The organism is Parasphingomonas halimpatiens (assembly GCF_036663795.1).
In the GTDB taxonomy this organism is placed as follows: Bacteria; Pseudomonadota; Alphaproteobacteria; order Sphingomonadales; family Sphingomonadaceae; genus Sphingomonas.
Genome location: NZ_JAXOJP010000024.1, coordinates 1 through 22356, shown reverse-complemented (window position 1 = coordinate 22356; position 22356 = coordinate 1). Strand labels below are relative to the sequence as shown.

Sequence of the window (22356 nt, the reverse complement as noted above, 5' to 3'; positions counted from 1 at the left end):
TAGCGAATGTGGGCACGCTCACCTTCGGGCCGGGAGCATTGTCGCAATGCGCTGCCGACCTGATCGGACGGCAGGCACGATCGGTCTTCATCGTCACCACCGAGCCGACCCTTTTCCTGTGCGCGCCGCTCGTCGACGCGCTCGAGGCTGCCGGAGTCGCGGTCACCCTTTGGTACGAACTCCCCGGGGAGCCGACCTTCGGTGAGTTCGACGCTGCCCTGACGGCGGCGCGCGCCTGTAGCGCTGACGCCGTGGTGGGCCTCGGTGGCGGCAGCGCGATGGACGTCGCAAAACTTGTCGCTGCGCTCGCCGACGGCACTCAGCATATCACCGACGTCGTTGGATCGGATCTGCTGGCCGGCCGCACCCGCTGGCTGGCCTGCATCCCGACCACCGCAGGCACCGGCAGCGAGGTAACGCCGATCGCCATTCTCGGCGACGTCGACGAAGACCTGAAGAAGGGAATCGTCAGCCGTTATCTGGTACCGGACGCCGCCTATCTCGATCCGGCCTTGACCGTGACGATGCCGCCTGCAGTGACCGCGGCAACCGGTCTCGACGCCCTTACGCACTGCATTGAAGCCTATGCCAACCGCTTCGCGCATCCGCTGGTCGACACCTATGCCATTGCCGGCATCAGCCTGATCGCGGAAAACATCGTGCGTGCCTGCATGGACGGCAGCGACATCGCCGCGCGCTCGGCGATGATGCGCGCCAGCCTTTACGGCGGGCTGTGCCTCGGCCCGGTCAATACTGCGGCCGTCCATGCGCTCGCATATCCCCTCGGCGGCGAGTTCCACATCCCGCACGGCGTCGCGAACGCCCTGCTCCTGCCGCACGTGCTGCGCTTCAATATCGCGGCGACGCCCGAACGCTATGCTGCCATTGCGCGGGCACTCGGCGCCGACTGCATCGGCGACGACGCGGCGGACTCGCTGGCGGGTGTCGAGCGCGTCATCGCACTGGCCGAGGCGTGTGGGATCAAGCGTCGCCTGTCCGACTTCGGCATTTCGCGCGATGCGATTCCGCGTATGTCGGCCGCGGCGATGACCGTCACGCGGCTGCTCGACCGCAACCCTCGCACCGTGACCGAGGTCGACATCCGCGCGATCTATGAGGCCGCCTGGTAAGGAAGGACGCGGCAGCTACCGATCCAGATATGCCGCAAGCGCGGGCGGTGCAATCGAGGCGCTCCGAAAGGGCACCGACTCAGGCAATGGCCGGCTTGGACGGAATGTCCTTGCCTCGGTGGTTCGCAGACAGTCTGCTCCTCGATCCACCGCCGATGCAAGCTGCTGTCGTCCCGAGTCCTTGAAAAGGTCATTGGCCTGAGGCCAGGCGTTCGTTCCGCGTTAGACAACGTCGCGAGCGGTCGGTTGACCCCTTGCCGCGCGTGAGGCCTACTTTCCGAGAGAGAGGGTCGATGAACATAATGGGATCGATATCGGAGACCGAAGCCGGGACTGCTGGTCCGAGAGTGCCTACAATCAGACCTTTCTGGGAATTCGCTCGCGGTCCGTTTCTCAGCGTTCGGCGCGGGTTCGTGTCCTGATTTTGGCAGGGGCGACGCTGGGACCACCCAAAGGCGCGGCAGTCGACAACGGCGCGATATCAGCGTGTTAATTGACGACTTCTAGTCCTGTAAGCGTTCGAACCTGCCCGGCTGGATGATTCGATGCGGCATCGTGATTCGAAGAGCCTCGACAGGGCCGACGGCTGCGACCCTGCACGATCGTGAGCTGATTCGTGTTCAAATTGTCCAGAGATGTTTTTCGTACATTTTCCGTACAGAGCTCTTGCGCGCAAGCTAAGTATTTGAAAATATGGCGCACCCGACAGGATTCGAACCTGTGGCCTCTGCCTTCGGAGGGCAGCGCTCTATCCAGCTGAGCTACGGGTGCCTGTCGGCAGCGACTAGCAGAGGCTTTTCGCCCCCGCCAGCGCTTTCCGCGTGTCAGTGCGTCAGCGTCACCGGCTGGAACTGGCCGAGGCCGCAACTCGGGCCGCGCATCGGTGGGCTGGTGGTGAAGACATTGATGATGTCGGTCGAGCAAAGCTGGCTGAGCGACGTCTCGTAACTGAAATGCTCCTCGAACCCGAGGCTGGGGCAGGCGGCGGGCAGGGTGTTGCGATAGACCTTGTTGCGGCCGTTCATCTCGAAATCGATGATCTGGTCGCTGCGCACATGGCTGGCGCGGATGCCGCTCAGCGGAATGCACGACACCGCCGGGCCGGTCGGCGTCGCCTCCGGGATCTTGCGGGCATCGCGCGCCAGGGCGGGGGCGGTGACGAGGGTGGCGGCGAGGGTCAGGGCGAAGAGCGGGCGCATCGGATCACTCCTTCTTGGTCGGGGCAGGCGTCTTGGGCTTGAACGCACAAAGGTCGCAAACGACGCAGCGCCAGCATTCCGGCCGCCGCGCCTTGCAGACATAGCGCCCGTGCAGGATCAGCCAATGGTGCGCGTGCAGGCGGAAGGGCTGCGGCACGGCCTTGTCGAGCTTGAGCTCGACCGCGAGCGGCGTTTTGCCGCGCGCCAGCCCGGTACGGTTGCCGACGCGGAACAGATGCGTGTCGACGGCGAAGGTCTCCGCGCCGAAGGCGACGTTCATCACGACATTGGCGGTCTTGCGCCCGACACCGGGCAGTCTTTCCAGCGCGTCGCGATCCGCCGGCACCTCGCTGCCATGCTCTGCGATCAGCGCCTCGCTCAGCGCGATGACGTTCTTGGCCTTGGTGTTGAACAGGCCGATCGACTTGATGTGTTCCTTCAGCCCCGCCTCGCCCAGCGCGACCATCGCCTCGGGCGTGGTGACCTGCGCGAACAACGCCCGCGTCGCCTTGTTGACGCCGATATCGGTCGCCTGCGCCGACAGCACCACCGCGACGAGCAGGGTATAGGGATTGACCGATTCGAGTTCGGTTTCGGGATGCGGATTGTCGGCGGCAAGGCGCGAGAAGAAATCGACGATGTCGGCCTTGTTCACAGGCCGAGCACCTCGCTCATCGCATAGCGCCCGGCGGGCTTGCCGGCGAGCCACAGCGCCGCGGTCACCGCGCCGCGCGCGAAGATCGAGCGGTCGTCGCCGCGATGCCCCAGTTCGATCCGTTCGCCCTGGCCGGCGAAGATCACCTGATGGTCGCCGACCACCGAGCCGCCGCGCAGCGAGGCGAAGCCGATCGTGCCTTCGCTGCGTGCGCCGGTCAGCCCGGCGCGGTCGCTGACGCGCACCTCGGCGAGCGTCGTGTTGCGCCCCGCCGCCGCCGCCTCGCCAAGCAGCAGCGCGGTGCCCGACGGTGCGTCGATCTTGTGGCGATGGTGCATCTCGACGATCTCGATATCCCAGTCGGGGCCGAGCTTTTCCGCCGCCTCGCGCACCAGCCGCGCGAGCAGGGTGACGCCGAGCGAGGTATTGCCGGTCTGCAGCACCGCGATATCGGCCGCCGCCGCGTCGATCAGCGCATGGTGATGGGCATGCAGCCCGGTCGTGCCGATCACGATCGGCGTACCGGCGGCGCGCGCGGCGGCAAGGTTGGCCGCAAGCGCTGTCGGCGTGGTGAAATCGACCAGCACATCGGCGGCCCGGGCGAGCGCGGCGGGGTCGCCGCCGGCGTCGATTCCGCCGGCCAGCGTCGCCCCGAGATCGGGGATCGCGGCGGCGATCGCCTGGCCCATTCGCCCCGCGCTGCCGAAGATACCGATCGCGGTCACAGGTCCTGCTCCCAAAAACTCCGCTGCGCGTTACCGGCATCGGCGGCAGGATGCCAAGTGCTAAAGGCGAATAGCCGCCGGACGGGCGGAGATTACGGCTTCAACCCATAGCCGGCATAGACCTGCGCGATGCTCGGGTCGATGCGCAGCGCTGCGGCGATGTCCGCCTTGCTGTCCGCCGCCCGGCCGAGACGAGCACGCGCCAGCCCGCGACCGTAAATGCTGCTCGCATTGCGCGGTCGCATGGTGACGGCGCTGCCATAATCGTCGGCTGCCTTCGCCCAATCGCCGCGCTGCAGCCACACCAGGCCGCGACTGTCGAGGATCATCGCGTTGGGCTGTTTGGCGACCGCCTTGTCGCATTGCGCGACGGCTGTCTCGAGCGCGACCCGGAAGGTCGCGTGTCGCCAGCAGGCGTCGTTGAGGCTGTCGGCATCGTCGGGTGCCTTGGCGAGTTGCGCATCGCCGCGCGCGACATAAGGTTTGGGGTCGCCGCCAATCGCCAGCATCAGGTCGCGCTCGTTGGCGACGCCGTCATTGCCGCCACTTGCGTCGAGCGCCGCATCGTACGCCGCGACGATCGCCGTCCGTGCCGCCGGATCGACGAGCAGCTTGCGCAGCGCCGGCGCGGGCACGTCGTACGCCGGCGCGAGCTTGATCAGCGCCAGCATGTCGGCCAGCCGATTCTTGTCGTCACTGAGATCGTAGCTCAGCCGGGTGTAGTAGGCGCCGATGCTCGGCGCGATCGCGATCGAGCGCACAAGCTCGGTCGCCGCTTCGCGCCGTTGCCCCGCCGCGACGAGGATGCGGCCCAACAGGGCGTGTGCATCGGCATCGTCGGACTGGGGCCGTACCAGCGCGCGCGCCTGTTCGATCGCGTCGCCGGGCTTGCCCTGTTCGAGCAGCAGCTGCGCGCAGACGTCATGGGCCCAATAATCATCGGGCTTCCGGACCAATACGATGCGCGCGTCGGACATCGCGCCGGCGGCGTCGCCGAGCTCGAAGCGCACCTCGCCGCGCTTGCGATAATTTTCGACCGCCTCCGGTCGCAGCAGGATGATCCGGTCGTAAAGGATCAGCGCATCCTCCAGCCGGCCGGCATCGACCAGCATCTGCGCCTTGCCGAGGATCGCGACCGGTTCGCGGCGATCCGTAGCGAGCGATTCGTCATAGGCGATGCCGGCATCCTTGGTTCGACCGAGGCGAACGAGCACCTGGCCGCGCATCGCCAACAGCGCCGCGCCGCGCTCGCCGCCGGTGATCCGGCGGTCGATCAGCTTGAGCGCGTCGTCATTCTTGCCTGCTACCGCCAGGCGGTTGATCTCGGTGAGGCTGGCATCCGCCGCCGGCTCGCTGTTGGCGGCCATGGTCGCCGCGGGCGCGCCGCCGGTTTCGTAATCGGCCGGCGCGCGAAGGAAGAGTTGCCGCGCGAACAGGCCGTCGGTCAGCTTGTCGGCATCCTTCGCCGCCGCGTAGTTTACTTCGAACGGGCGGTTGCTGCTCGCCGCGCTCATCTCGAACCGGCCGTCCTTCAGCGCGACGGTGCGAACATAATGCACCCCGCCGACGGTCTTGTCGAAGGGATCGCCCTCGATCGAAAAGCCCTTGCCGTTATCGGGCAACAGGATGGTTTCGCGCGAAAGCGAATAATCGCCGTCGACCGCCACCGGTGCGGCATCGGCATCGCGTTCGCGCTTTGGCGCGATGTCGCGGCCCAGCCGTGCATAATCGGCTTCGTATCGCTGGGCCGAGTCGAGTCCGCCACTTTCCCACGTCATCCGCGCCTTGCCGGTGAACGACATGCTGACGTCGCCGGTCTGCTCGTCGACCGCATAGGTGACGGTGTCGAGGTCGATCCAGTTGTAGCGGTCGCGCCAGGTCTTGCGCATGATCTCGTCGCGCTGCGCCGCGGTGACGAACGACAGCGACACGCGCATCTTGCTGCCGGTATCGCCGCGAAAGGTGACCGATCCGCTTGCCTTGGCCGGCTTGGCCAGACCATCGCGCGCGTCGAGCGCCAGGCGATATTCGGTGTCGGGCAGGCTCGGTTCGGTCGCCACCAGCGCGGCGAGCGCGGGCCGGGCCGCGTCGATCGGCAGCGCCCATTTGAAGTCCGGAACGGCGAGCGCATCGATGCCGCGATCGCCGAGGCGGGTGCCGTCGAGCCAATAGACCTTGTCGCCGATAACGGCACGCGCGATCACATGGTTGAACCGTCCCGGCATCGGCAGCGACGTGTCGAGTCCGTCGCCATCGGTCGCCGAGACGAGCGCCGGCTCGGCGGTGATCCCCAGCGCGTGCAGCAGGGCGAGCAACAGCACCGTCTTGCCCTTGCAGTCGCCGCTCTTGCCCGACCAGACGGTGTCGGCGCTTTCCGGGGTGTAATTGCCCAGTCCGTCGACGCGCGCGATATAGCGCACCTGCGACTGCACGACGCGCAGCGCCTCGCCGGCGCGCACCTTGGGATCGGCCGACAGCGCCGCGATCCGCTTCGCCTCGACCATCACCGGCGAATCGGGCGCGGCCGTTGCGGCCTTGCGGTAAAGCGGCCGCATGACCTCGGCGACCTGACCCCAATCGGTGAAGTCGGCGATCTGCAGCAACCCGCCATTGGCGAAGCGGCCCGGCGCACCGTTGGGAAGCTCCGGCGTCGTCCAGCCGTCGCGGGCCAGCGTGAGTATCTGCCAGCCATCCTGTCGCGTCAGCACGCCCTTCGGTGCCAGCGGACCCGCCGCCCATTTGACCGAACGGGCAAGCGGCCAGGAATAGCGCAGCGACATCCGGTCGGTCGACGGCATCTTGGTCAACGGCGCCGACACCTCGATATGGCCGCCGAGCACCGGATTGGCTTCGTCGATCGTATAGGCGACTTCGAGTTCGTCGCCGACATGCAGATCGGGGACCTGCAGGATGGCGGTGAGGACGCCGGTGATCATGAGCGACTCCAGCCCCGCCTCGCGCCGCAGGATCTGGAAGCCCTTGCCGTCGCCCAGCACGTCGATCGCCTGGGTGCCGCGATGGATGGTGACGCGGTGAACGGTGACGCCGCCGAAGGCCGGTTGCCACGCGAGCCCGACATTGCCCATCGCCAGCAGCCCTTCGGGCGCGTTGATGCGCGTGATCTGGCGGTAGAAAGTATGGGTGCCGCGTTCGTCGAAGCGCACCTGACAATCGATCAGGCGCGCCGTCACCGCGCCGTCCGCCGGCTTCCCGACGGGTGCCGAGAGCGGCGTTACCCAGGCCGGTGCCGCGCCGACGTGCAGCGCATCGTCGGCATAAGCCGTTCCGATGCACAGCATCGCGGCCATCACCGTCAGCATCAGCCGGATCATCTTCGCACCCCCGAGAAACCTGCGCGGCGGCAGCCTAACCTGCGGGTGATGAAAGACAATGGTCCGGACAATCGATCATGATGCCGGTGGTGCGATCAGTGTTGCGCAATCCGGGCGGCGATCAGCTCGCTTCGCGCTTCGGCAAAGGCGGCCTGGAATTCGGCCTTGGTCATCAGCCGCTCGACGATCAGCCCGCCGAGCAATTGCCCTGCGGTTAAGTCGCTGCGGAAATGCTGGCCGCACACGATGCGGCTCTGGCCGTAGCGCGCGGCGCGGGCGAGCAGCGCGGGCGCCTGGGCCGGCACGAGCCGCGCCAGCGTTTCGCCCATCGAGAAGGCCATCGACGTGTGCCCGCTGGGATAGCTCGACAGCGGATCCTCGTTGCGCTTGCAGCTCTTCAGCCCAGGCTCGACCGCATAGGGGCGCGGGCGCCTGAATTCGTCCTTGCCGGCGTCGACCACCGCCTTCTCGCTGGCACGCACCAGCGCCATCAGTCGTGCCGTCGCGGGCAGCTTGTCGAGATCGAAACGCGGGCCGAGCACGACCGCAAAGATCGTCGCGTTCTTGGTGTCGCCATCATGGCGTGCATCGGCCTCTTCGTCCGGCGTGCGTGCCGCCTCGGCGGCGTGCAGTTCGGCGAACTCGGCCGCTGCCTGCGCGCTGCCCGCCGCCGGGGGCGGCGGCAGCACGCGCGCCGGGTCGAGATCCGTCGGCGACAGCAGCACCGGAGCGTGCTGCGCTGGTGCTGCGGCGGCGAGCGCCGCCGCCGCAACGTAGCTTAGGTTCAGAATTTGAACGTCACCTGGCCCGAAACGGCGCGACCAGCCTGATAATAATATTGTGCTGTCGGGCTCGCCGGCACGCTCTCACCCGAAATCTGGTTGATCTTCTGCGAGTCGAGCAAGTCGGTCACGTTGATCCCGACGCGAACCGGGCCGATGTCATAGCTCGCGGCCAGATTGAGCGTGTTGTACGGGTCGATCCGGATCAGGTCGGCCTGATCGGCGAACTGCGGGCCGGTCCATTTATCGGTCAGCGAAAAGCGGATCGGGCCATGCTTGTAGAGGATGCCGCCAGCCGCCGTCGACAGCGGTGCCTTGGCGACCTGCGGGCGAATGCCGGCTGCCGTCAGCGACTTGGCCTTGGCATAGTTGCGCGAGGCGTTGGCGAACAACGCGAAGCCGTTGTTGAACGCATAGGTCACCTGGCCTTCGACGCCCTTGTAGAGCGCGCCGCCAATATTGGTGAAGATCACACCCTCGCCCGGAACGGGCGAGGTTGAGCTGGCAAACTTGTTGGTGAAGTCGATCGAATAGACGTCGGCGTCGATCGACAGATGGGTGCCGTGATAGACCACGCCGAACTGGTAGTTGGTCGATTTTTGCGGGTCGACCGAGGAGAGATCGGGCCGCGCGACATAGAGCTGGCTCAGCGGCGGCGCGAGGAAGCCCTTGGCATATTGGCCGTAGATCGTGAGGTTGTCGAACGGCTGATAGTTCACCGTCAGGAACGGCAGATCCGCCGTGTAGGTCTTCGACAGCCGCTGCGCGTAACGCGTGGTCTGGTTATACAGCGCGTCGATACGCCGGTTGAAATCGACATGCTTGAAGCCGGGCGTGATCTTTAGCCCCGGGAACGGCCGCAGCTCCAGCTCGACGAATTCCTCGGTGTGGTTGCCCTTCGAGTTCTGGTCGAACTTGATGTAGAGCGGCGTTACCTCGCCGGGCCGCAGGCCCGTCGCCGGCGCGGTCACAGCTTTTTCGACATAGTTGAACGCGCCGGTCGTGAGATCGACGTCGCGCTGCTGGCGGTAGGTATGACTGAATTCGAGCCATGCGCCCGCGGTCAACGCGCCAAAACCGAAATCCCAGCGGAACTTGGAGATGTCACCATAGACGCGATACTTGTTGGTCTTGGTATAACCGGGAATGTCGCCGGCGATCTTGGTCTTCCCGTCAGCGGCAGTCGTGGAATAGGTCGCGCCCGGCAGCGTCGTCACGTCGTTGGCCGAAAGCGTCTCGTTGTCGTAATAATAGGTGTAGGCGCGGCTGTCGAAGGTAAAGTTGGGCGTAATATTCGCCTCGAATTTGACGATCTCGAAATCTGTCGTTTTTGTCGTGTGATTGAAACCGAAATATTGCGAGGTCTTGGGATCGTCGTTGAGCGCGTAATAGCGCCCGAACAGCGCTTGCTGTGCAAGTGTCGATCCGTCGCTGTCGGCCTGGTTGAACTTGTTGTGGTTGTACGTCGCGAGGAACGTCAGCTTCACGTCGGGTCCGACCGGCACGATGACCTTGCCGAACAGATTGTAGTTTTCGTAGGGCGAGTGGGTCGACCGGCCGTCGCTGTGGACATATTGGCCGGTGAACACTGCCTCGGTGCCGCCCAGGCCCTTGATCTCGCCGGTCTCGAGCAGGCCGCGCAGAAGATAGGTGTTGAAGCTGCCATAGCTTCCTTCGAGTTGGCCGCCGAACTTCTCGCGCGTTGCGCGCGAGAAGAGGTTGAACGTACCACCGAAGGTCGCTTGACCCAGCTGGCTCGCATTGCCCGGGCCACGGTCGACGACCAGCGTCTCGACGGTGTTCGAGGGGAAAAAGGTGGTCGAGTGGTGCGTCGGGTCGTTGGTGTCGCCGAACGGCACGCCGTCATAAGTGACGTTGTATTCGCCGTCCTGGAAGCCGCGGATTTGCGCCTTGGATTCCGACAGGCCGATGCCGTTGTTCCCGCCATAGTTGCTGACGCTCGGCGTGATCAGCGCGATCTGGTTGAAATCCGCCGTCGCGGGAAGCGACTCGTCGATGAACGAGCGCGAGACGATCGCCTGAGGCTGCGTCGTCTGCAACGACGCCGTCACCGGTGCGATCTCGTTGGCGCGTGTCGCGGTGACGATGATGTCGGAGCTTTCGGCGATCTTCTGCTGGTCGTCGACCGCCGGCGCCGCAGCCGGGGCGGCCGGCTCGGCCGGAGCAGCGCGCATCTCGGCGGTGGCGGCGAGCGACAATGTGGCCAGGATGATCGCGCTCGCGCCGCCCAGCAGGCGGTGCGCCAGAATGGCGTTCGACATTGTTTCGATTTCCCCGTTTGGCGCCCTGTCGGCGCGTTAGGGTCGCGCTAGGGAGAATCGATGACTCTTCGGCGGCAGTATCGTTACGGATCGGTGACAATTACGCAGATGACACATTTGTCATCGAGAGGGTGAGTGATCAGGCGGCGACGACCTCCCGGAATTTCAGCCCGAACGCCGCGCCGCCATCGGGATGGTTGGCCGCGCTGACGCCGACATCCATCGCATCGGCGAAGCCCTTGACGATCGCCAGCCCCAGCCCGCTGCCCCCCGCCCGGTCGCTGCCCGCGCCGCTGACGAAGAGGTCGAACACGCGGTTGCCGAGTGTCGGGTCGATCCCCGGGCCATCGTCGCGGATCGTCAGCCCGATGCCGTCGGTCTCGCGCCGGCCCTCGACGGTGATCGTGCCGCCGGCGCGACCATGTTCTGCGGCGTTGGCGAGCAGGTTGATCAAGACCTGATGGAGCAACTTGGGGTCGGCGCGCACGAAGGGCAGGCTCGCCGGCACCTTGAGATCGATATGTTTGCCGCGCAGCGGATCGCGCAGGTCGTGCACCGCCCCGCCGATCGCATCGGTCAGATCGATCACCTCGGAGGCGAGCGTGAGCGCGCCGGATTCGAGCCGCACCATCGACAGCAAATTGCCGAGGAAGCGCTCGAGCCGCTGCACCTCGGCCTGCGCGACGCGCACCGGCTCGGACGCCGGCTGTTCGGCGGCGAGCACGCCGATCGCCGAGCGCACCGAGGTCATCGGCGTACGCAGGTCGTGGCCGATCGAGGAGAGCAGCGCGATGCGCAGCCGGTCGCGCTCCTTGAGCACCGAGAGTTCGCGCACCTCGCTTTCGAGATGCAGCCGCTCATGCGCGAGCGAGGCCTGGGCGACGAGATTGGCGAGCAGCACGGCATAGTCCGACGGCACCGGATCGCCGCCGTCGCTGCGCGCGACGCCGAGCACCGCGAGAATGCCGAGCGAGGTCTTGAGCGGATGAAACTGCCAGTCCGAGCCGTTGAGCGTCGCGGTGCCACTGCCCGATGCCTCGCCGCGGGCAAACGCCCAGTCGAGCGCGGCGCGGTCGATCGGGGTCAGCGGATCGCCTGGCGGCACCGCCGCGAGCATGTCGGGCTCGCCGTCGCGCAGCACGAACAGCCGCGCATGCACGTCGAGCAACCGCGCCGCCTCGGCGACGACGGTCTCGGCCGTGCTCTGCGCGTCCGACACGCGCGTCAGCGCCTGGGCGAAGGCAGCGAGATCGGCATTGGTCCGCGCATTGCGCACGCCGATCGCGGCGCGTGACCGCGTCGCCCCGGTCAGCCGGCTGGTGAAAGTGGCGATACCGAGCAGGATCATCACGGTGATCACGCTTTGTGGGTCGGTGATGGTGAAGGTGTAGACCGGCGGCAGGAAGAAGAAGTTGTACGCCAGCGCCGCCGCCACGCCGGTGACCAGGCCCGGCCCGAGGCCATAGCGATTGGCCGCGACGATCACCGGCACGAGATAGAGCAGGTCGAGCGGCCCCGACCCGATCAGCGGCTGGGCGACCACGCCGACGATCGTCGTCGCCGCGACCAGCGCCGCGATCGCCAGATAGACCAGCGGGTCGATGTTCGGCGGCACCCAGCGCTGCTTCGGCGCGCTGTGCTGTGTCGCGTCGGCGGGGATGACATGGACGGCGAGGCCGTCGCTCGCATCGAGCATCGTCTCGACCACCGAGCCATGGCGCAGCGTGAACCACCAGTTGCGGCGCGACTTGCCGAGCACCAACTGCGTCGCGCGCATCGCCTGCACCTGCGCGGTCAGGCCGGCGGTGACGCTCTCGGCGGCGATCGTCGCGATCGTCGCGCCGAGCGTCGCGGCCAGCCGCAGCGTCGCCGCGACCCGCGCCTTCTGCTCGGGCGAGAAGTTCTCGGCGCGCGGCGTCTCGATAAACACCGCCGACCATGGCGCGCGCAGCGCATCGGCAAGCCGCTTGGCGGTGCGCACCAGCGCATCGGCGCCGGGCAACTCGCTGACCGCGACCAGCACGCGCTCACCGGCGGCGAACGATCCCGCGACCGCGCCGGCGTCGAGATCCTCGAGCATCCGCCGGTCGACCGTGTGCGCCGCCTGGCGCAACGCCATCTCGCGCAAGGCCGACAGATTGGGCTTGGAGAAGAAGTGCCCCAGCGCGCGCGTCGCCTCGGCCGGGACATAGACCTTGCCGTCCTTCAGCCGCGCGATCAGCTCGTCGGGCGGGATGTCGACGATCTCGATCTCGGCATCGTCGAAGATCGCATCGGGCACCGTCTCGCGCACCCTGACGCGCGTAAAGCTCGCGACGACGTCGTTGAGGCTCTCGATATGCTGGACGTTGAGCGTGGTGTAGACGTCGATCCCGGCGTCGAGCAGCTCGACGATATCCTGCCAGCGCTTCGGGTGCCGGCTGCCCTCGACATTGCTGTGCGCGAGCTCGTCGACCAGCGCCAGTTTCGGGTGGCGCGCGAGGACGCCATCGAGATCCATCTCGGTCAGCGTCTGCCCGCGATAGTCGATCGTGCGGCGCGGCACGACCTCGAACGGCGCGACCAGCGCCTCGGTCTCGGCGCGGCCATGCGTCTCGACGACCGCGACGACGACATCGACCCCCTCGCGCAGCCGCGCGGCGCCCTCACTCAGCATCTCGAAGGTCTTGCCGACACCGGGCGCGGCGCCGAGAAATATCTTCAACTGCCCGCGCGCTTCGCGCGTCGCGGCGCGCAGCAGCGCGTCGGGCGAGGGGCGCTTGTCGGTCAAAATTAACTCCCCTCCCCTTCAGGGGAGGGGTTGGGGGTGGGGCCGTGCCGCAAGCGCCGCGCTCGTGGAGAGGCCACACCCCAACCCCTCCCCTGAAGGGGAGGGGCTTGACGGAGGAACACGCTGCGCTCCGATCTCTGAAGCTTGTTCATCATCATCCCCCAAATCCTATGCACCCCCGCGCCCAAACGCCACGCCCAACCGCCCGACTTTATGCAAACTTAACGCCCCCGCCGCGCATTCGCCGTCGCACCTTTACGCCCCCAACTCCTATCTGCGCTGTCGACCCGGCCCGTTCCCCGCGCCGGCACAAATCAGGGCGTTTCCCGATGACCGACATCCTGTGGCTCGCCGCGCTGGCCGGCCTGTTCCTGCTCACGCTGGCTTATTGCCGCCTGTGCGACGAGGCCTGAGCACATGACGCTCCACCTCATGCTGGCGGCGATCACCGCCGCCGCGCTGCTGCTCTATCTCGTCGCGGTGCTGCTGCGCCCCGAACGCTTTTAGAAAGGGACCACGCCATGACCTTTGCCGGCTGGGCGATGATCGCCCTGTTCACCATCATTCTCTGGGCGCTGGCCAAGCCGGTCGGCCTGTGGCTGTTCGCGCTCTACGAAGGCCGCCGCACGCCGCTCCATCTGGTCCTCGGGCCTGTCGAGAGCGGCTTCTACAAGCTCGCCGGGATCGATCCCAATGCCGAGCAGGGGTGGCGCCGCTACGCCGTGCACATGCTGGCGTTCAACCTCGCGCTGCTGCTGCTGACCTATGCTGTGCTGCGGCTGCAATTCTACCTGCCGCTCAACCCTAGCCATTTTGCCGGCGTGTCGCCCGATGGCGCCTTCAACACCGCGATCAGCTTCACCACCAACACCAACTGGCAATATTATTCGGGCGAAGTCGCGATGTCGAACTTCAGCCAGATGTTCGGGCTGACGATCCACAACTTCCTCTCCGCGGCAACCGGCATCGCGCTGGCCTTCGCGCTGTTCCGCGGTTTCGCACGGCGTGAATCGAAGACCGTCGGCAATTTCTGGGCCGACTGCACGCGCGTCACGCTCTATCTGCTGCTGCCGATCTCGATCGTCTATGCTGTCTATCTGATCGCCAGCGGCGTGCCGCAGACGCTCGCCATGTCGGTCGACGCGACGACGCTCGAAGGCGTCAAGCAGACCATCTCGCTCGGCCCGGTGGCGAGCCAGGAAGCGATCAAGATGCTCGGCACCAATGGTGGCGGCTTCTTCAACGCCAACAGCGCGCATCCGTTCGAAAACCCCAGCGCGATGACCAATTTCGTCCAGATGCTGTCGATCTTCCTGATCGGCTTCGGCCTGACCTGGTGCTTCGGCAAGGCGGTCGGCAACACGAAACAGGGCTGGGCGATCCTCGCCGCGATGACCATCCTGTTCCTCGCCGGCACCTCGATCGCCTATTGGCAGGAAGCCGCCGGCAACCCCGTGCTGCACCAGCTCGGCGTCGCGGGCGCCAATATGGAGGGCAAGGAAGTGCGCTTCGGCGCCGCCGCCTCGTCACTCTTCGCGGTCGTCACCACGGATGCGTCGTGCGGCGCGGTCAATGCGATGCACGACAGCTTCACCGCGCTCGGCGGCATGATCCCGCTGATCAACATCCAGCTCGGCGAGGTCGTCGTCGGCGGCGTCGGTGCGGGCATCTACGGCTTCCTGCTGTTCGCCATCCTCAGCGTGTTCGTCGCCGGGCTGATGGTCGGTCGCACGCCGGAATATGTCGGCAAGAAGATCGAGGTACGCGAGGTCAAGTTCGCGGTGCTGGCGATCGCCGTGCTGCCGCTGCTGATCCTCGGCGGGACCGCGATCGCCGCGGTCACCACCGCCGGTCAGGCGGGCCCGCTCGCCAAGGGCGCGCATGGCTTCTCCGAGATCGTCTATGCCTTCAGTTCGGCCGTCGGGAACAATGGCTCGGCCTTTGCCGGGATCACCTCCGGCACGCCCTTCTACAATGCGCTGCTGGGGCTGGCGATGTGGGGCGGGCGCTTCTTCATGATCGTGCCGATGCTGGCGATCGCCGGCAGCCTCGCGGCGAAGAAATACACACCGCCGTCATCGGGCTCTTTCCCGACCACCGGACCCTTGTGGGTCGGGCTGCTGATCGGCGTCATCCTGATCATGGGTGGCCTGACCTTCCTGCCCAGCCTCGCGCTCGGACCGATCGCCGATCATCTCGCGATGATCTCGGGGAAGCTGTCGTGAACCGATGTCACTTAACCCGTCATGCCGGACTTGTTCCGGCATCCACTCCTCCTCGCACGCCGCCGTGCCCGAGGCACGGTGGACCCCGGAACAAGTCCGGGGTGACGCACTCCTTTGATCGGAAACCCCGATGACCCAGACCACCTCGATCTTCACCGTCAATCTGCTCCTCCCGGCGATCGGCGATGCCTTCAAGAAGCTCGATCCGCGCCAGCTGATCAAGAACCCGGTGATGTTCACCACCGCGACCGTCGCGGCGTTGCTCACCGTGCTGCTGGCGATCGGTGGCGAGCCGCTCGCGATCGGTTTTCAGCTCCAGCTGATCGTCTGGCTGTGGCTGACGGTGCTGTTCGGCACCTTTGCCGAGGCGCTGGCCGAGGGGCGCGGCCGCGCCCAGGCCGCGTCGCTGCGCGCCGCCAAGGCCGATCTCACCGCCAAGCGCATGCTCGGTGTCGGCGAGACCTGGGAACTGGTCGCGGCAAGCCGGCTGGAAAAGGACGAGATCGTCCTGGTCGAGACCGGCGACCTGATCCCCGCCGATGGCGAGGTCATCGCCGGCGTCGCCTCGGTCAACGAGGCCGCGATCACCGGCGAGAGCGCCCCCGTCATCCGCGAGGCGGGCGGCGACCGCTCCGCCGTCACCGCCGGCACGCGCGTCATCTCCGACCAGATCAAGGTTCGCGTCACGCAGGAGCCCGGCCAGGGTTTCCTTGACCGCATGATCGCGCTGGTCGAAGGCGCCGAGCGCCAGAAGACCCCCAATGAGATCGCGCTGACCATCCTGCTGGTCGGCCTGACGATCATCTTCCTGATCGCGGTCGGCACCATCCCGGCCTTTGCTTCCTATGCCGGCGGCGGCGTGCCCGTCGCGATCCTCGCCGCGCTGCTCATCACGCTCATCCCGACGACCATCGCCGCGTTGCTGTCGGCGATCGGCATCGCCGGCATGGACCGGCTCGTGCGCTTCAACGTGCTCGCCAAGTCGGGCCGCGCGGTCGAGGCGGCCGGCGACATCGACGTGTTGCTGCTCGACAAGACCGGCACGATCACCATCGGCGATCGCCAGGCGAGCAAGTTCCACGCGCTTGCCGGCGTCACCGTCGACACGCTGGCCCACGCCGCGCTGCTGTCGAGCCTCGCCGACGAAACGCCCGAGGGCCGCTCGATCGTCGTGTTGGCGCGCGAACGCCACGCCATCCCGACGCTCGCCATGCCCGACGGCGCCGAGATCATCCCGTTCACCGCGCAGACGCGCTTTTCGGGTATCAAGGTCGGCGACAGCGTAATCCGCAAGGGCGCGGTCGATGCGATCCTGCGCACCGAACCCGGCCTCGGCGCGACCGCCGCCGCCACCGAACTGCGCAAGATCACCGACGAGATCGCGCGTGGCGGCATGACCCCGCTCGCCGTGTCGAAGGACGGCAAGCTGCTCGGCGTCATCGCGCTCAAGGACATCGTCAAGGCCGGCATCCGCGAGCGCTTCGGCGAGCTGCGCCAGATGGGCATCCGCACGGTGATGATCACCGGCGACAACCCGCTGACCGCCGCCGCCATCGCCGCCGAGGCCGGGGTCGACGATTTCCTCGCCGAGGCCACCCCCGAGGACAAGCTCGCGCTGATCCGCAAGGAACAGCAGGGCGGCCGGCTCGTCGCAATGTGCGGCGACGGCACCAACGACGCCCCCGCGCTCGCCCAGGCCGATGTCGGCGTGGCGATGAACACCGGCACCCAGGCCGCGCGCGAGGCCGGCAACATGGTCGATCTCGACAGTGACCCGACCAAGCTGATCGAGATCGTCGGCCTGGGCAAGCAGCTGCTGATGACGCGCGGCGCGCTGACCACCTTTTCGGTCGCCAATGACGTCGCCAAATATTTCGCGATCATCCCGGCGATGTTCGTCGCGCTCTACCCCGGGCTCGGCGTGCTCAACGTGATGGGGCTGGCGACGCCGCAATCGGCGATCCTCTCGGCGATCATCTTCAACGCGCTGATCATCCCGCTGCTCGTGCCGCTCGCGCTCAAGGGCGTGACCTACAAACCGATGCCGGCCGGGCCGCTGCTCGCGCGCAACCTCGCCATCTACGGCCTTGGCGGCCTGATCGCGCCGTTCATCGGCATCAAGCTGATCGATCTGTTCGTCACGGGCGTGCACCTGGCGTGATGACCGCCACCAGCGGCTCCCCCAACTACTTCCCCGGCGAAGGCCGGGGCCCAGTTGGGAAAGCCGCGGTGACGACGCGCCGCACGCCGTTTCTAGCCGCCCGTAACTGGGCCCCGGCCTTCGCCGGGGAAGGAGAAAAAAGATGCTCACCGATTTCAAGACCGCGCTCCGCCCCGCACTCGCGCTCACCATCGCCTTCGCGCTGCTGCTCGGCATCCTCTACCCGCTGGCGCTCACGGGCATTGGCCAGGTCGCCTTCCCGGCCCAGGCGAATGGCAGCCTCGTGACCGACAATGGCAAGGTAATCGGCTCGAGCCTGATCGGCCAGGGATTCGCCAGCGAGCGCTATTTCCACAGCCGTCCGTCGGCTGCCGGCAAGGGTTATGAGGGCAACAACTCCTACGGCTCCAATCTCGGCCCGACCTCGCAGGCGCTCGCCGATCGCGTGCGCGGCGACGTCAAGGCCGCGCCCCCTTCACCGGGTCAACACGTTCCCGCCGATCTGGTGACCACTTCCGCCTCGGGGCTCGACCCCGATCTGAGCCCCGAGGCGGCTTTTTATCAGGTCGATCGCGTGGCCAGGGCACGGCATGTCGATCCGGCCTTGCTGCGCCAGCTGATCGCGGCGCAGACCGAACAGCCGTTCCTCGGCATCATCGGCGAGCCGCACGTAAACTTGCTCGCGCTCAACCGCGCGCTGGACCAGGTGCCTCACCGATAAGCGCGACTTTCCCTCTCCCCTCCGGGGAAAGGGCAGGGAGAGGGGTGTGTCTCGCAGAGACCAGCGTTCGTGATACGCGCCAAAAAACCCCTTCGCCCCCGGACGCGATCCGACCTGACTCACCAGGGCGAACGGGCTAAAGCTCCGCGACATGACCACCCCCCGGATCCTGATCGTCGAGGACGACGCCCATATCCGCCGCCTGCTGCGCGCCACCGTCGAGCGCGCCGGCTATCGCGCGGGCGAGGCGGCGACGGCGCGCGAGGGGTTGTCGCTGCTCGACATCGACAAGCCCGATCTCGTGCTGCTCGATCTCGGCCTGCCCGATCGCGACGGGCTCGAGCTGATCCAGCTGATCAAGGCCAAGGGCGCCGCCGTCATCGTCGCCTCGGCGCGCGAGGAAACCGCTGAAAAGGTCGCCGCGCTCGATCTCGGCGCCGATGATTATCTCACCAAGCCGTTCGACACCGAGGAACTGCTCGCCCGCATGCGCGCAGCACTCCGCCACCGCCTCTCGGGCACCACCGCCCAGACGATCGTCACGATCGGCGACGTGGCGATCGACCTTGCCGATCGCCGCGTGACGCGCGCCGGCGAAGCGGTGCACCTCTCGCCCAAGGAATTCGGCGTCCTCGCCCAGCTGGCGAACAAGCCCGGCCGCATCCTCGGCCACACCCAGCTGCTGCGCGACGTGTGGGGCCCCGCGCACCAGGACCATGTCGAATATCTCCGCATCGTCATCCGCAACTTGCGCCAGAAGCTCGAGGCCGATCCGGCACGCCCGGCGCTGATCCGCAACGAGGTTGGGGTGGGGTACCGGTTGATCGACGGCTAGCGAACCACGGTCGGTTATCGCGTACCGGCCGCGCGTGGCCAAGCCCGGTTGATCCGTCTAGCGTCGCCCGATGGACGACGTACTTCCCGATGTTACCGTACGCGAGCGGACGCTGTCGCGCGACGAAATCGAGCGGCTGCGCGCCTCAGCGGCGCCACCGCACCTGATCGACTGCGATCTGGAGGAGGCCGACCTGACCGGGCTCGACCTGTCGCGCTGGACCTTCGAGCGATGCAACCTGCGCCGCGCGGATCTTACCGGCGCAAGGCTGGAGGGCACGCTCTGGCAGTCCTGTCGCGCGGCCCATGCGAACTTCGTCCGGGCCGATCTGAGCGATGCGCGCTTCGTCGCCAGCGACCTCAACAATTGCGCCTTCCGCCGCGCGACGCTCGCCGCCGCGCTGTTCGAACGATGCAAGCTGACGGGCGCGGATCTGTCGGATGCCAGGTCGCTCGATGTGCGCTTCGACGAGACCCTGCTGATCCACGCCAAGCTGCCCGGCTATTCGTTTCGCAAGCAGGCCATCAGCAAGATCGACTTCAGCGAGGCCGATCTGCGCAAGTGCGATTTTCGCGGCACGACCTTCGAGGGGTGCAGCCTGCGCGATGCCAACATGCTGGGCTCGCGGTTCGATGGCGCCGATCTGCGCGGCGCCGACCTTGGCGGCTTGCGGCTGGTCGATGCCAGCCTGTTTCGCGGCGCGACGATCTCGCGCGATCAGGCGGGCCAGCTGCTCGGCGAACTGGGGCTAAATGTCCGGTAAAGGCGCGCCGGTGACCTTTTGACGCAAGCGCTTATGATGGTGTCTCGAACGGGGGGGCGGCATGACGGCGAAGAAACTGTGGCGCGGCATCGCGGTCACCATCCTGCTGTTGCTGAGCGTTTTGGCCGTGTCGGTCTATTGGTTGTTCTACGACACCGGCCCGTCCCCAAGGGCACCCTATCGCCTCGATCTCGCCGCAGTGCGTGCCGCAGCGCTGCGCGTGCCCGGCCCGCAGCCCAGCCGAATCGAATATGAAATCGTGTCGCACGACGCGGTACCGCGCATCGCGATGGTCGGCCGCACCGGTTGGAACAAGATCGATCTCGTGCGCGCGAGCTACCGGGCGGTCTTTCCCGACCGCGCGATCATCATCGATACCGGCTATGACGAGCAGGCCGCGCGCAACGTCGGCGCCGACCGCTTCGACCGCGCCGCCTATCGTCGCGTGATGCGCGGGCTCGACGGCGCCAGCCTGATCGTCGTCACGCACGAACATGGCGATCATCTCGGCGGCGCGCTGACCAGCCCGCATCTGGCGCAGTTCCTGCCCCGCCTGCTGCTGACCCGCGCGCAGGCCGACAGCCCCCAGGCACCGCCCTGGCCCGCCTCGCTGAAGGCGAGGCTGCGTCCGTTCGACTATCCTGCGATCGCCGCCATCGCCCCCGGTATCGTGCTGATCAAGGCGCCCGGACACACGCCGGGTTCGCAGATGGTCTATGTCCATGAGGCCGATGGCCGCGAGTTCCTGTTCCTGGGTGACGCCGCCTCGATGGCCGACAATGTCCACCTCCGGCACCAACGCTCGCGTTATGTGACGACCTTCATCAGCGGCGACGACCGCGCGGCGGTCGCGGCGCAGCTACAGGCGATCGCTGCGGTGGGCCGGGAAAATCCCGCGCTGATCCTCGTGCCGGGTCATGATGGCGCGACCATCGAGGCGCTGGCGGCGCAGGGGGTGTTGGAAAGGAATTTTCGCTTCTGATTATTCGCAGCCGCGCCCGTGGCGAGCCGCCTGATGGTCCGCCCTTCAAAGCAACTCGTCGCCGCGCGGCCAGCGAAGCGCCGTTGATCTTCGCGGGCATAGAAAGCATGGTCGCGCAAATGGATGGTGGGCCCCGGTATGCGCTTCTTCATTCCCGACCTGCAGCCGACACCGGAGAGGACGGGGTCCTCTGGCGGGCTGCTGTCGAAACTGTTCGGTCAAAATCGCGGTGTGCGCGATGACCAGACAGCCATTCGCGAACGACTTGGCGGCGTGCCCTTCGGCTTGGCAGCGTCGGCATGGCCTACCTGTAGCGAGTGCGGAAAATCGCAGTCGCTACTCGCGCAGTTCGAGCATCACCCGGAGCGGCTCGACCTTGGTCGGGAGGGGCGGGCGCTGATGGTCTTCCAGTGCAATCACGACCCTGGCATGTGCGCGACGTGGGAGGCGTTTTCGGGCGCGAATGCTTGCCTGGTTGTCGAGCCCGAGGATCTCGGGGATGCGGAAACGTCGGTGCCGGCGGACCAGCCGCCGATCGAGAATTGCGCCCTCGTCACGCAGTGGCTTGCCAGGACCGATCCGGTCCCCGAGGATCTTGCCGATCAATTTTATGCGGAAGCGAGTTATCGGCGCCTGGAGAGATCGCTGCTCGCGCAGGTAACGTGGTCGACCCGGCTCGGCGGCGTGCCGTGCTGGATTCAAAGCCCCGACGAGGCGCCCGGGTCGGGCTGGCGCTTCATCGGGCAGTTGGACAGCACCTACAGTTTCCTGCAACCACCCGTTCCCGGCCAGCCTTGGGTAATGGCCGATCCCGAAGCTTATGAGGGCAGGACCCATCTGGCCGCGGGACCGAATTTTGGCGGCGGGGGCTTGGCCTATCTATTCCTGCGCGAGGGCGAGCAGCGGCCCGACGTCGCAATGTTCTGGCAATGCGGCTGACCGGTGGCGAAACGCATCGACAACATCGTCATCCTCACCGGCGCCGGCATTTCCGCCGAATCCGGCATCGCCACCTTTCGCGGCCCCGGCGGGCTGTGGGAGGGGCACCGCGTCGAGGATGTCTGCACGCCCGAGGCGCTCGCCGCCGATCCCGATCTCGTCCACCGCTTCTACGATCTGCGCCGCGCTGCGCTAGCCACGGTCGCGCCCAACCCGGCGCATGACGCGCTCGCGCGGCTCGACGCCGCCTGGCCGGGCGAACTGCTGATCGTCACGCAGAATGTCGATGACCTGCACGAGCGCGCCGGGGCGACGCGGTTGCTGCACATGCACGGCGCATTGCTCTCGGCGCTGTGCGCGTCCTGCGGCGAGCAGCACGACTGGGCGGGCGACATGCCGCCGGGTTCGGTCTGCCCGGCCTGCGCCGCGCCGGCGCTGCGCCCCGACATCGTCTTCTTCGGCGAGATGCCCTATCAGATGGAGCGCATCGAGCGGGCGCTGGCCAGCGCCGACCTGTTCGTCTCGATCGGCACCTCGGGCGCGGTCTATCCCGCCGCCGGCTTCGTCCAGACCGCGCGCTATCACGGTGCGCAGACGCTGGAGTTCAACCTCGAACCCTCCGCCGGCAGCGCCTGGTTCGGCGAAACGCGCAGCGGCCCGGCGGGGGTGCTGGTGCCGGCATGGGTCGATGAGGTGTTGGGTGCCATCTAGAGCGTGCTGCACGAAATATGAATCGTGATGGATTCCCTTTTTCTTTGAGATGTGATTCACCGTGATCGGAGGTGGATCATGGGTAAAGCGCATTCGATTGATCTTCGGGAGCGAGTTTACGGGGATGTTGCGCTGGGCAAGTCG

The 22356-nt window shown here is 66.8% G+C and carries 17 protein-coding genes and 1 tRNA gene; 10 read left to right on the top strand and 8 right to left on the bottom strand.

Annotated elements, in window-relative coordinates:
• The first annotated feature begins 8 nt into the window (after window positions 1-8).
• Window positions 9-1130, top strand: coding sequence for an iron-containing alcohol dehydrogenase (locus U1839_RS19245; protein ID WP_332805200.1), 1122 nt, complete (start codon window positions 9-11; stop codon window positions 1128-1130).
• A 694-nt stretch (window positions 1131-1824) separates the two neighbouring features.
• Here the strand turns inward: U1839_RS19245 and U1839_RS19240 are convergent.
• From U1839_RS19240 to U1839_RS19205, 8 genes are all read right to left on the bottom strand, one after another.
• Window positions 1825-1901, bottom strand: a tRNA-Arg gene (locus U1839_RS19240).
• A 53-nt stretch (window positions 1902-1954) separates the two neighbouring features.
• Window positions 1955-2329: a hypothetical protein gene (locus tag U1839_RS19235; RefSeq protein WP_332805199.1), complete on the bottom strand. Its 375-nt coding sequence runs from the start codon at window positions 2327-2329 to the stop codon at window positions 1955-1957.
• A gap of 4 nt (window positions 2330-2333) precedes the next feature.
• Window positions 2334-2984 (bottom strand): endonuclease III, encoded by a 651-nt coding sequence (gene nth, locus U1839_RS19230; protein WP_332805198.1) that lies wholly within the window; start codon window positions 2982-2984, stop codon window positions 2334-2336.
• Window positions 2981-3709 (bottom strand): 4-hydroxy-tetrahydrodipicolinate reductase, encoded by a 729-nt coding sequence (gene dapB / locus U1839_RS19225; protein WP_332805197.1) that lies wholly within the window; start codon window positions 3707-3709, stop codon window positions 2981-2983. The genes nth and dapB overlap by 4 nt, the downstream gene beginning before the upstream one ends.
• A gap of 92 nt (window positions 3710-3801) precedes the next feature.
• The gene (locus U1839_RS19220; RefSeq protein ID WP_332805196.1) at window positions 3802-7041 is read right to left on the bottom strand and encodes a DUF3857 domain-containing protein; all 3240 of its coding nucleotides are present in this window, start codon (window positions 7039-7041) and stop codon (window positions 3802-3804) included.
• 95 nt (window positions 7042-7136) lie between these two features.
• Window positions 7137-7766 carry a phosphatase PAP2 family protein gene (locus tag U1839_RS19215; RefSeq protein WP_332805195.1) on the bottom strand — a complete coding sequence of 210 codons (630 nt, stop codon included), beginning with the start codon at window positions 7764-7766 and terminating at the stop codon, window positions 7137-7139.
• Between the two features lie 59 nt (window positions 7767-7825).
• Window positions 7826-10105, bottom strand: coding sequence for a TonB-dependent receptor (locus U1839_RS19210; protein WP_332805194.1), 2280 nt, complete (start codon window positions 10103-10105; stop codon window positions 7826-7828).
• Between the two features lie 139 nt (window positions 10106-10244).
• Window positions 10245-12875, bottom strand: a complete 2631-nt coding sequence (locus U1839_RS19205) for a DUF4118 domain-containing protein (protein WP_332805193.1) — start codon at window positions 12873-12875, stop codon at window positions 10245-10247.
• A gap of 417 nt (window positions 12876-13292) precedes the next feature.
• Here U1839_RS19205 and kdpF point away from each other — a divergent pair, with 417 nt between their 5' ends.
• The 9 genes from kdpF to U1839_RS19160 all read left to right on the top strand — a co-directional run bounded on the left by kdpF (window position 13293) and on the right by U1839_RS19160 (window position 22212).
• Complete coding sequence (gene kdpF, locus U1839_RS19200; RefSeq protein WP_281127651.1) at window positions 13293-13382, top strand: K(+)-transporting ATPase subunit F; 90 nt, start codon at window positions 13293-13295, stop codon at window positions 13380-13382.
• 14 nt (window positions 13383-13396) lie between these two features.
• Entirely contained in the window at window positions 13397-15100 is a 1704-nt protein-coding gene (gene kdpA, locus U1839_RS19195; RefSeq protein ID WP_332805192.1) for a potassium-transporting ATPase subunit KdpA, read from the top strand.
• Window positions 15101-15230: 130 nt separating this feature from the next.
• The gene (gene kdpB, locus U1839_RS19190) at window positions 15231-17261 is read left to right on the top strand and encodes a potassium-transporting ATPase subunit KdpB (protein ID WP_332805191.1); all 2031 of its coding nucleotides are present in this window, start codon (window positions 15231-15233) and stop codon (window positions 17259-17261) included.
• A 142-nt stretch (window positions 17262-17403) separates the two neighbouring features.
• Window positions 17404-17982: a potassium-transporting ATPase subunit KdpC gene (gene kdpC, locus U1839_RS19185; RefSeq protein ID WP_332805190.1), complete on the top strand. Its 579-nt coding sequence runs from the start codon at window positions 17404-17406 to the stop codon at window positions 17980-17982.
• A 151-nt stretch (window positions 17983-18133) separates the two neighbouring features.
• Window positions 18134-18817 (top strand): response regulator, encoded by a 684-nt coding sequence (locus U1839_RS19180; protein WP_332805189.1) that lies wholly within the window; start codon window positions 18134-18136, stop codon window positions 18815-18817.
• A gap of 70 nt (window positions 18818-18887) precedes the next feature.
• Window positions 18888-19580, top strand: a complete 693-nt coding sequence (locus U1839_RS19175; protein WP_332805188.1) for a pentapeptide repeat-containing protein — start codon at window positions 18888-18890, stop codon at window positions 19578-19580.
• A 61-nt stretch (window positions 19581-19641) separates the two neighbouring features.
• The gene (locus tag U1839_RS19170) at window positions 19642-20562 is read left to right on the top strand and encodes an MBL fold metallo-hydrolase (RefSeq protein WP_332805187.1); all 921 of its coding nucleotides are present in this window, start codon (window positions 19642-19644) and stop codon (window positions 20560-20562) included.
• Window positions 20563-20700: 138 nt separating this feature from the next.
• Window positions 20701-21501, top strand: a complete 801-nt coding sequence (locus U1839_RS19165; protein WP_332805186.1) for a hypothetical protein — start codon at window positions 20701-20703, stop codon at window positions 21499-21501.
• A gap of 3 nt (window positions 21502-21504) precedes the next feature.
• Window positions 21505-22212, top strand: coding sequence for an NAD-dependent deacylase (locus U1839_RS19160; protein ID WP_332805185.1), 708 nt, complete (start codon window positions 21505-21507; stop codon window positions 22210-22212).
• The last annotated feature ends 144 nt before the right edge of the window (window positions 22213-22356 follow it).

Coding starts and splice junctions, on each gene's coding strand:
- U1839_RS19180 (WP_332805189.1), top strand. CDS start 18,134: ATGACCACCCCCCGGATCCTGATCGTCGAGGACGACGCCCATATCCGC.
- kdpA (WP_332805192.1), top strand. CDS start 13,397: ATGACCTTTGCCGGCTGGGCGATGATCGCCCTGTTCACCATCATTCTC.
- U1839_RS19235 (WP_332805199.1), bottom strand. CDS start 2,329: ATGCGCCCGCTCTTCGCCCTGACCCTCGCCGCCACCCTCGTCACCGCC.
- kdpC (WP_332805190.1), top strand. CDS start 17,404: ATGCTCACCGATTTCAAGACCGCGCTCCGCCCCGCACTCGCGCTCACC.
- U1839_RS19210 (WP_332805194.1), bottom strand. CDS start 10,105: ATGTCGAACGCCATTCTGGCGCACCGCCTGCTGGGCGGCGCGAGCGCG.
- kdpF (WP_281127651.1), top strand. CDS start 13,293: ATGACGCTCCACCTCATGCTGGCGGCGATCACCGCCGCCGCGCTGCTG.
- kdpB (WP_332805191.1), top strand. CDS start 15,231: ATGACCCAGACCACCTCGATCTTCACCGTCAATCTGCTCCTCCCGGCG.
- U1839_RS19170 (WP_332805187.1), top strand. CDS start 19,642: ATGACGGCGAAGAAACTGTGGCGCGGCATCGCGGTCACCATCCTGCTG.
- U1839_RS19175 (WP_332805188.1), top strand. CDS start 18,888: ATGGACGACGTACTTCCCGATGTTACCGTACGCGAGCGGACGCTGTCG.
- U1839_RS19220 (WP_332805196.1), bottom strand. CDS start 7,041: ATGATCCGGCTGATGCTGACGGTGATGGCCGCGATGCTGTGCATCGGA.
- U1839_RS19165 (WP_332805186.1), top strand. CDS start 20,701: ATGCGCTTCTTCATTCCCGACCTGCAGCCGACACCGGAGAGGACGGGG.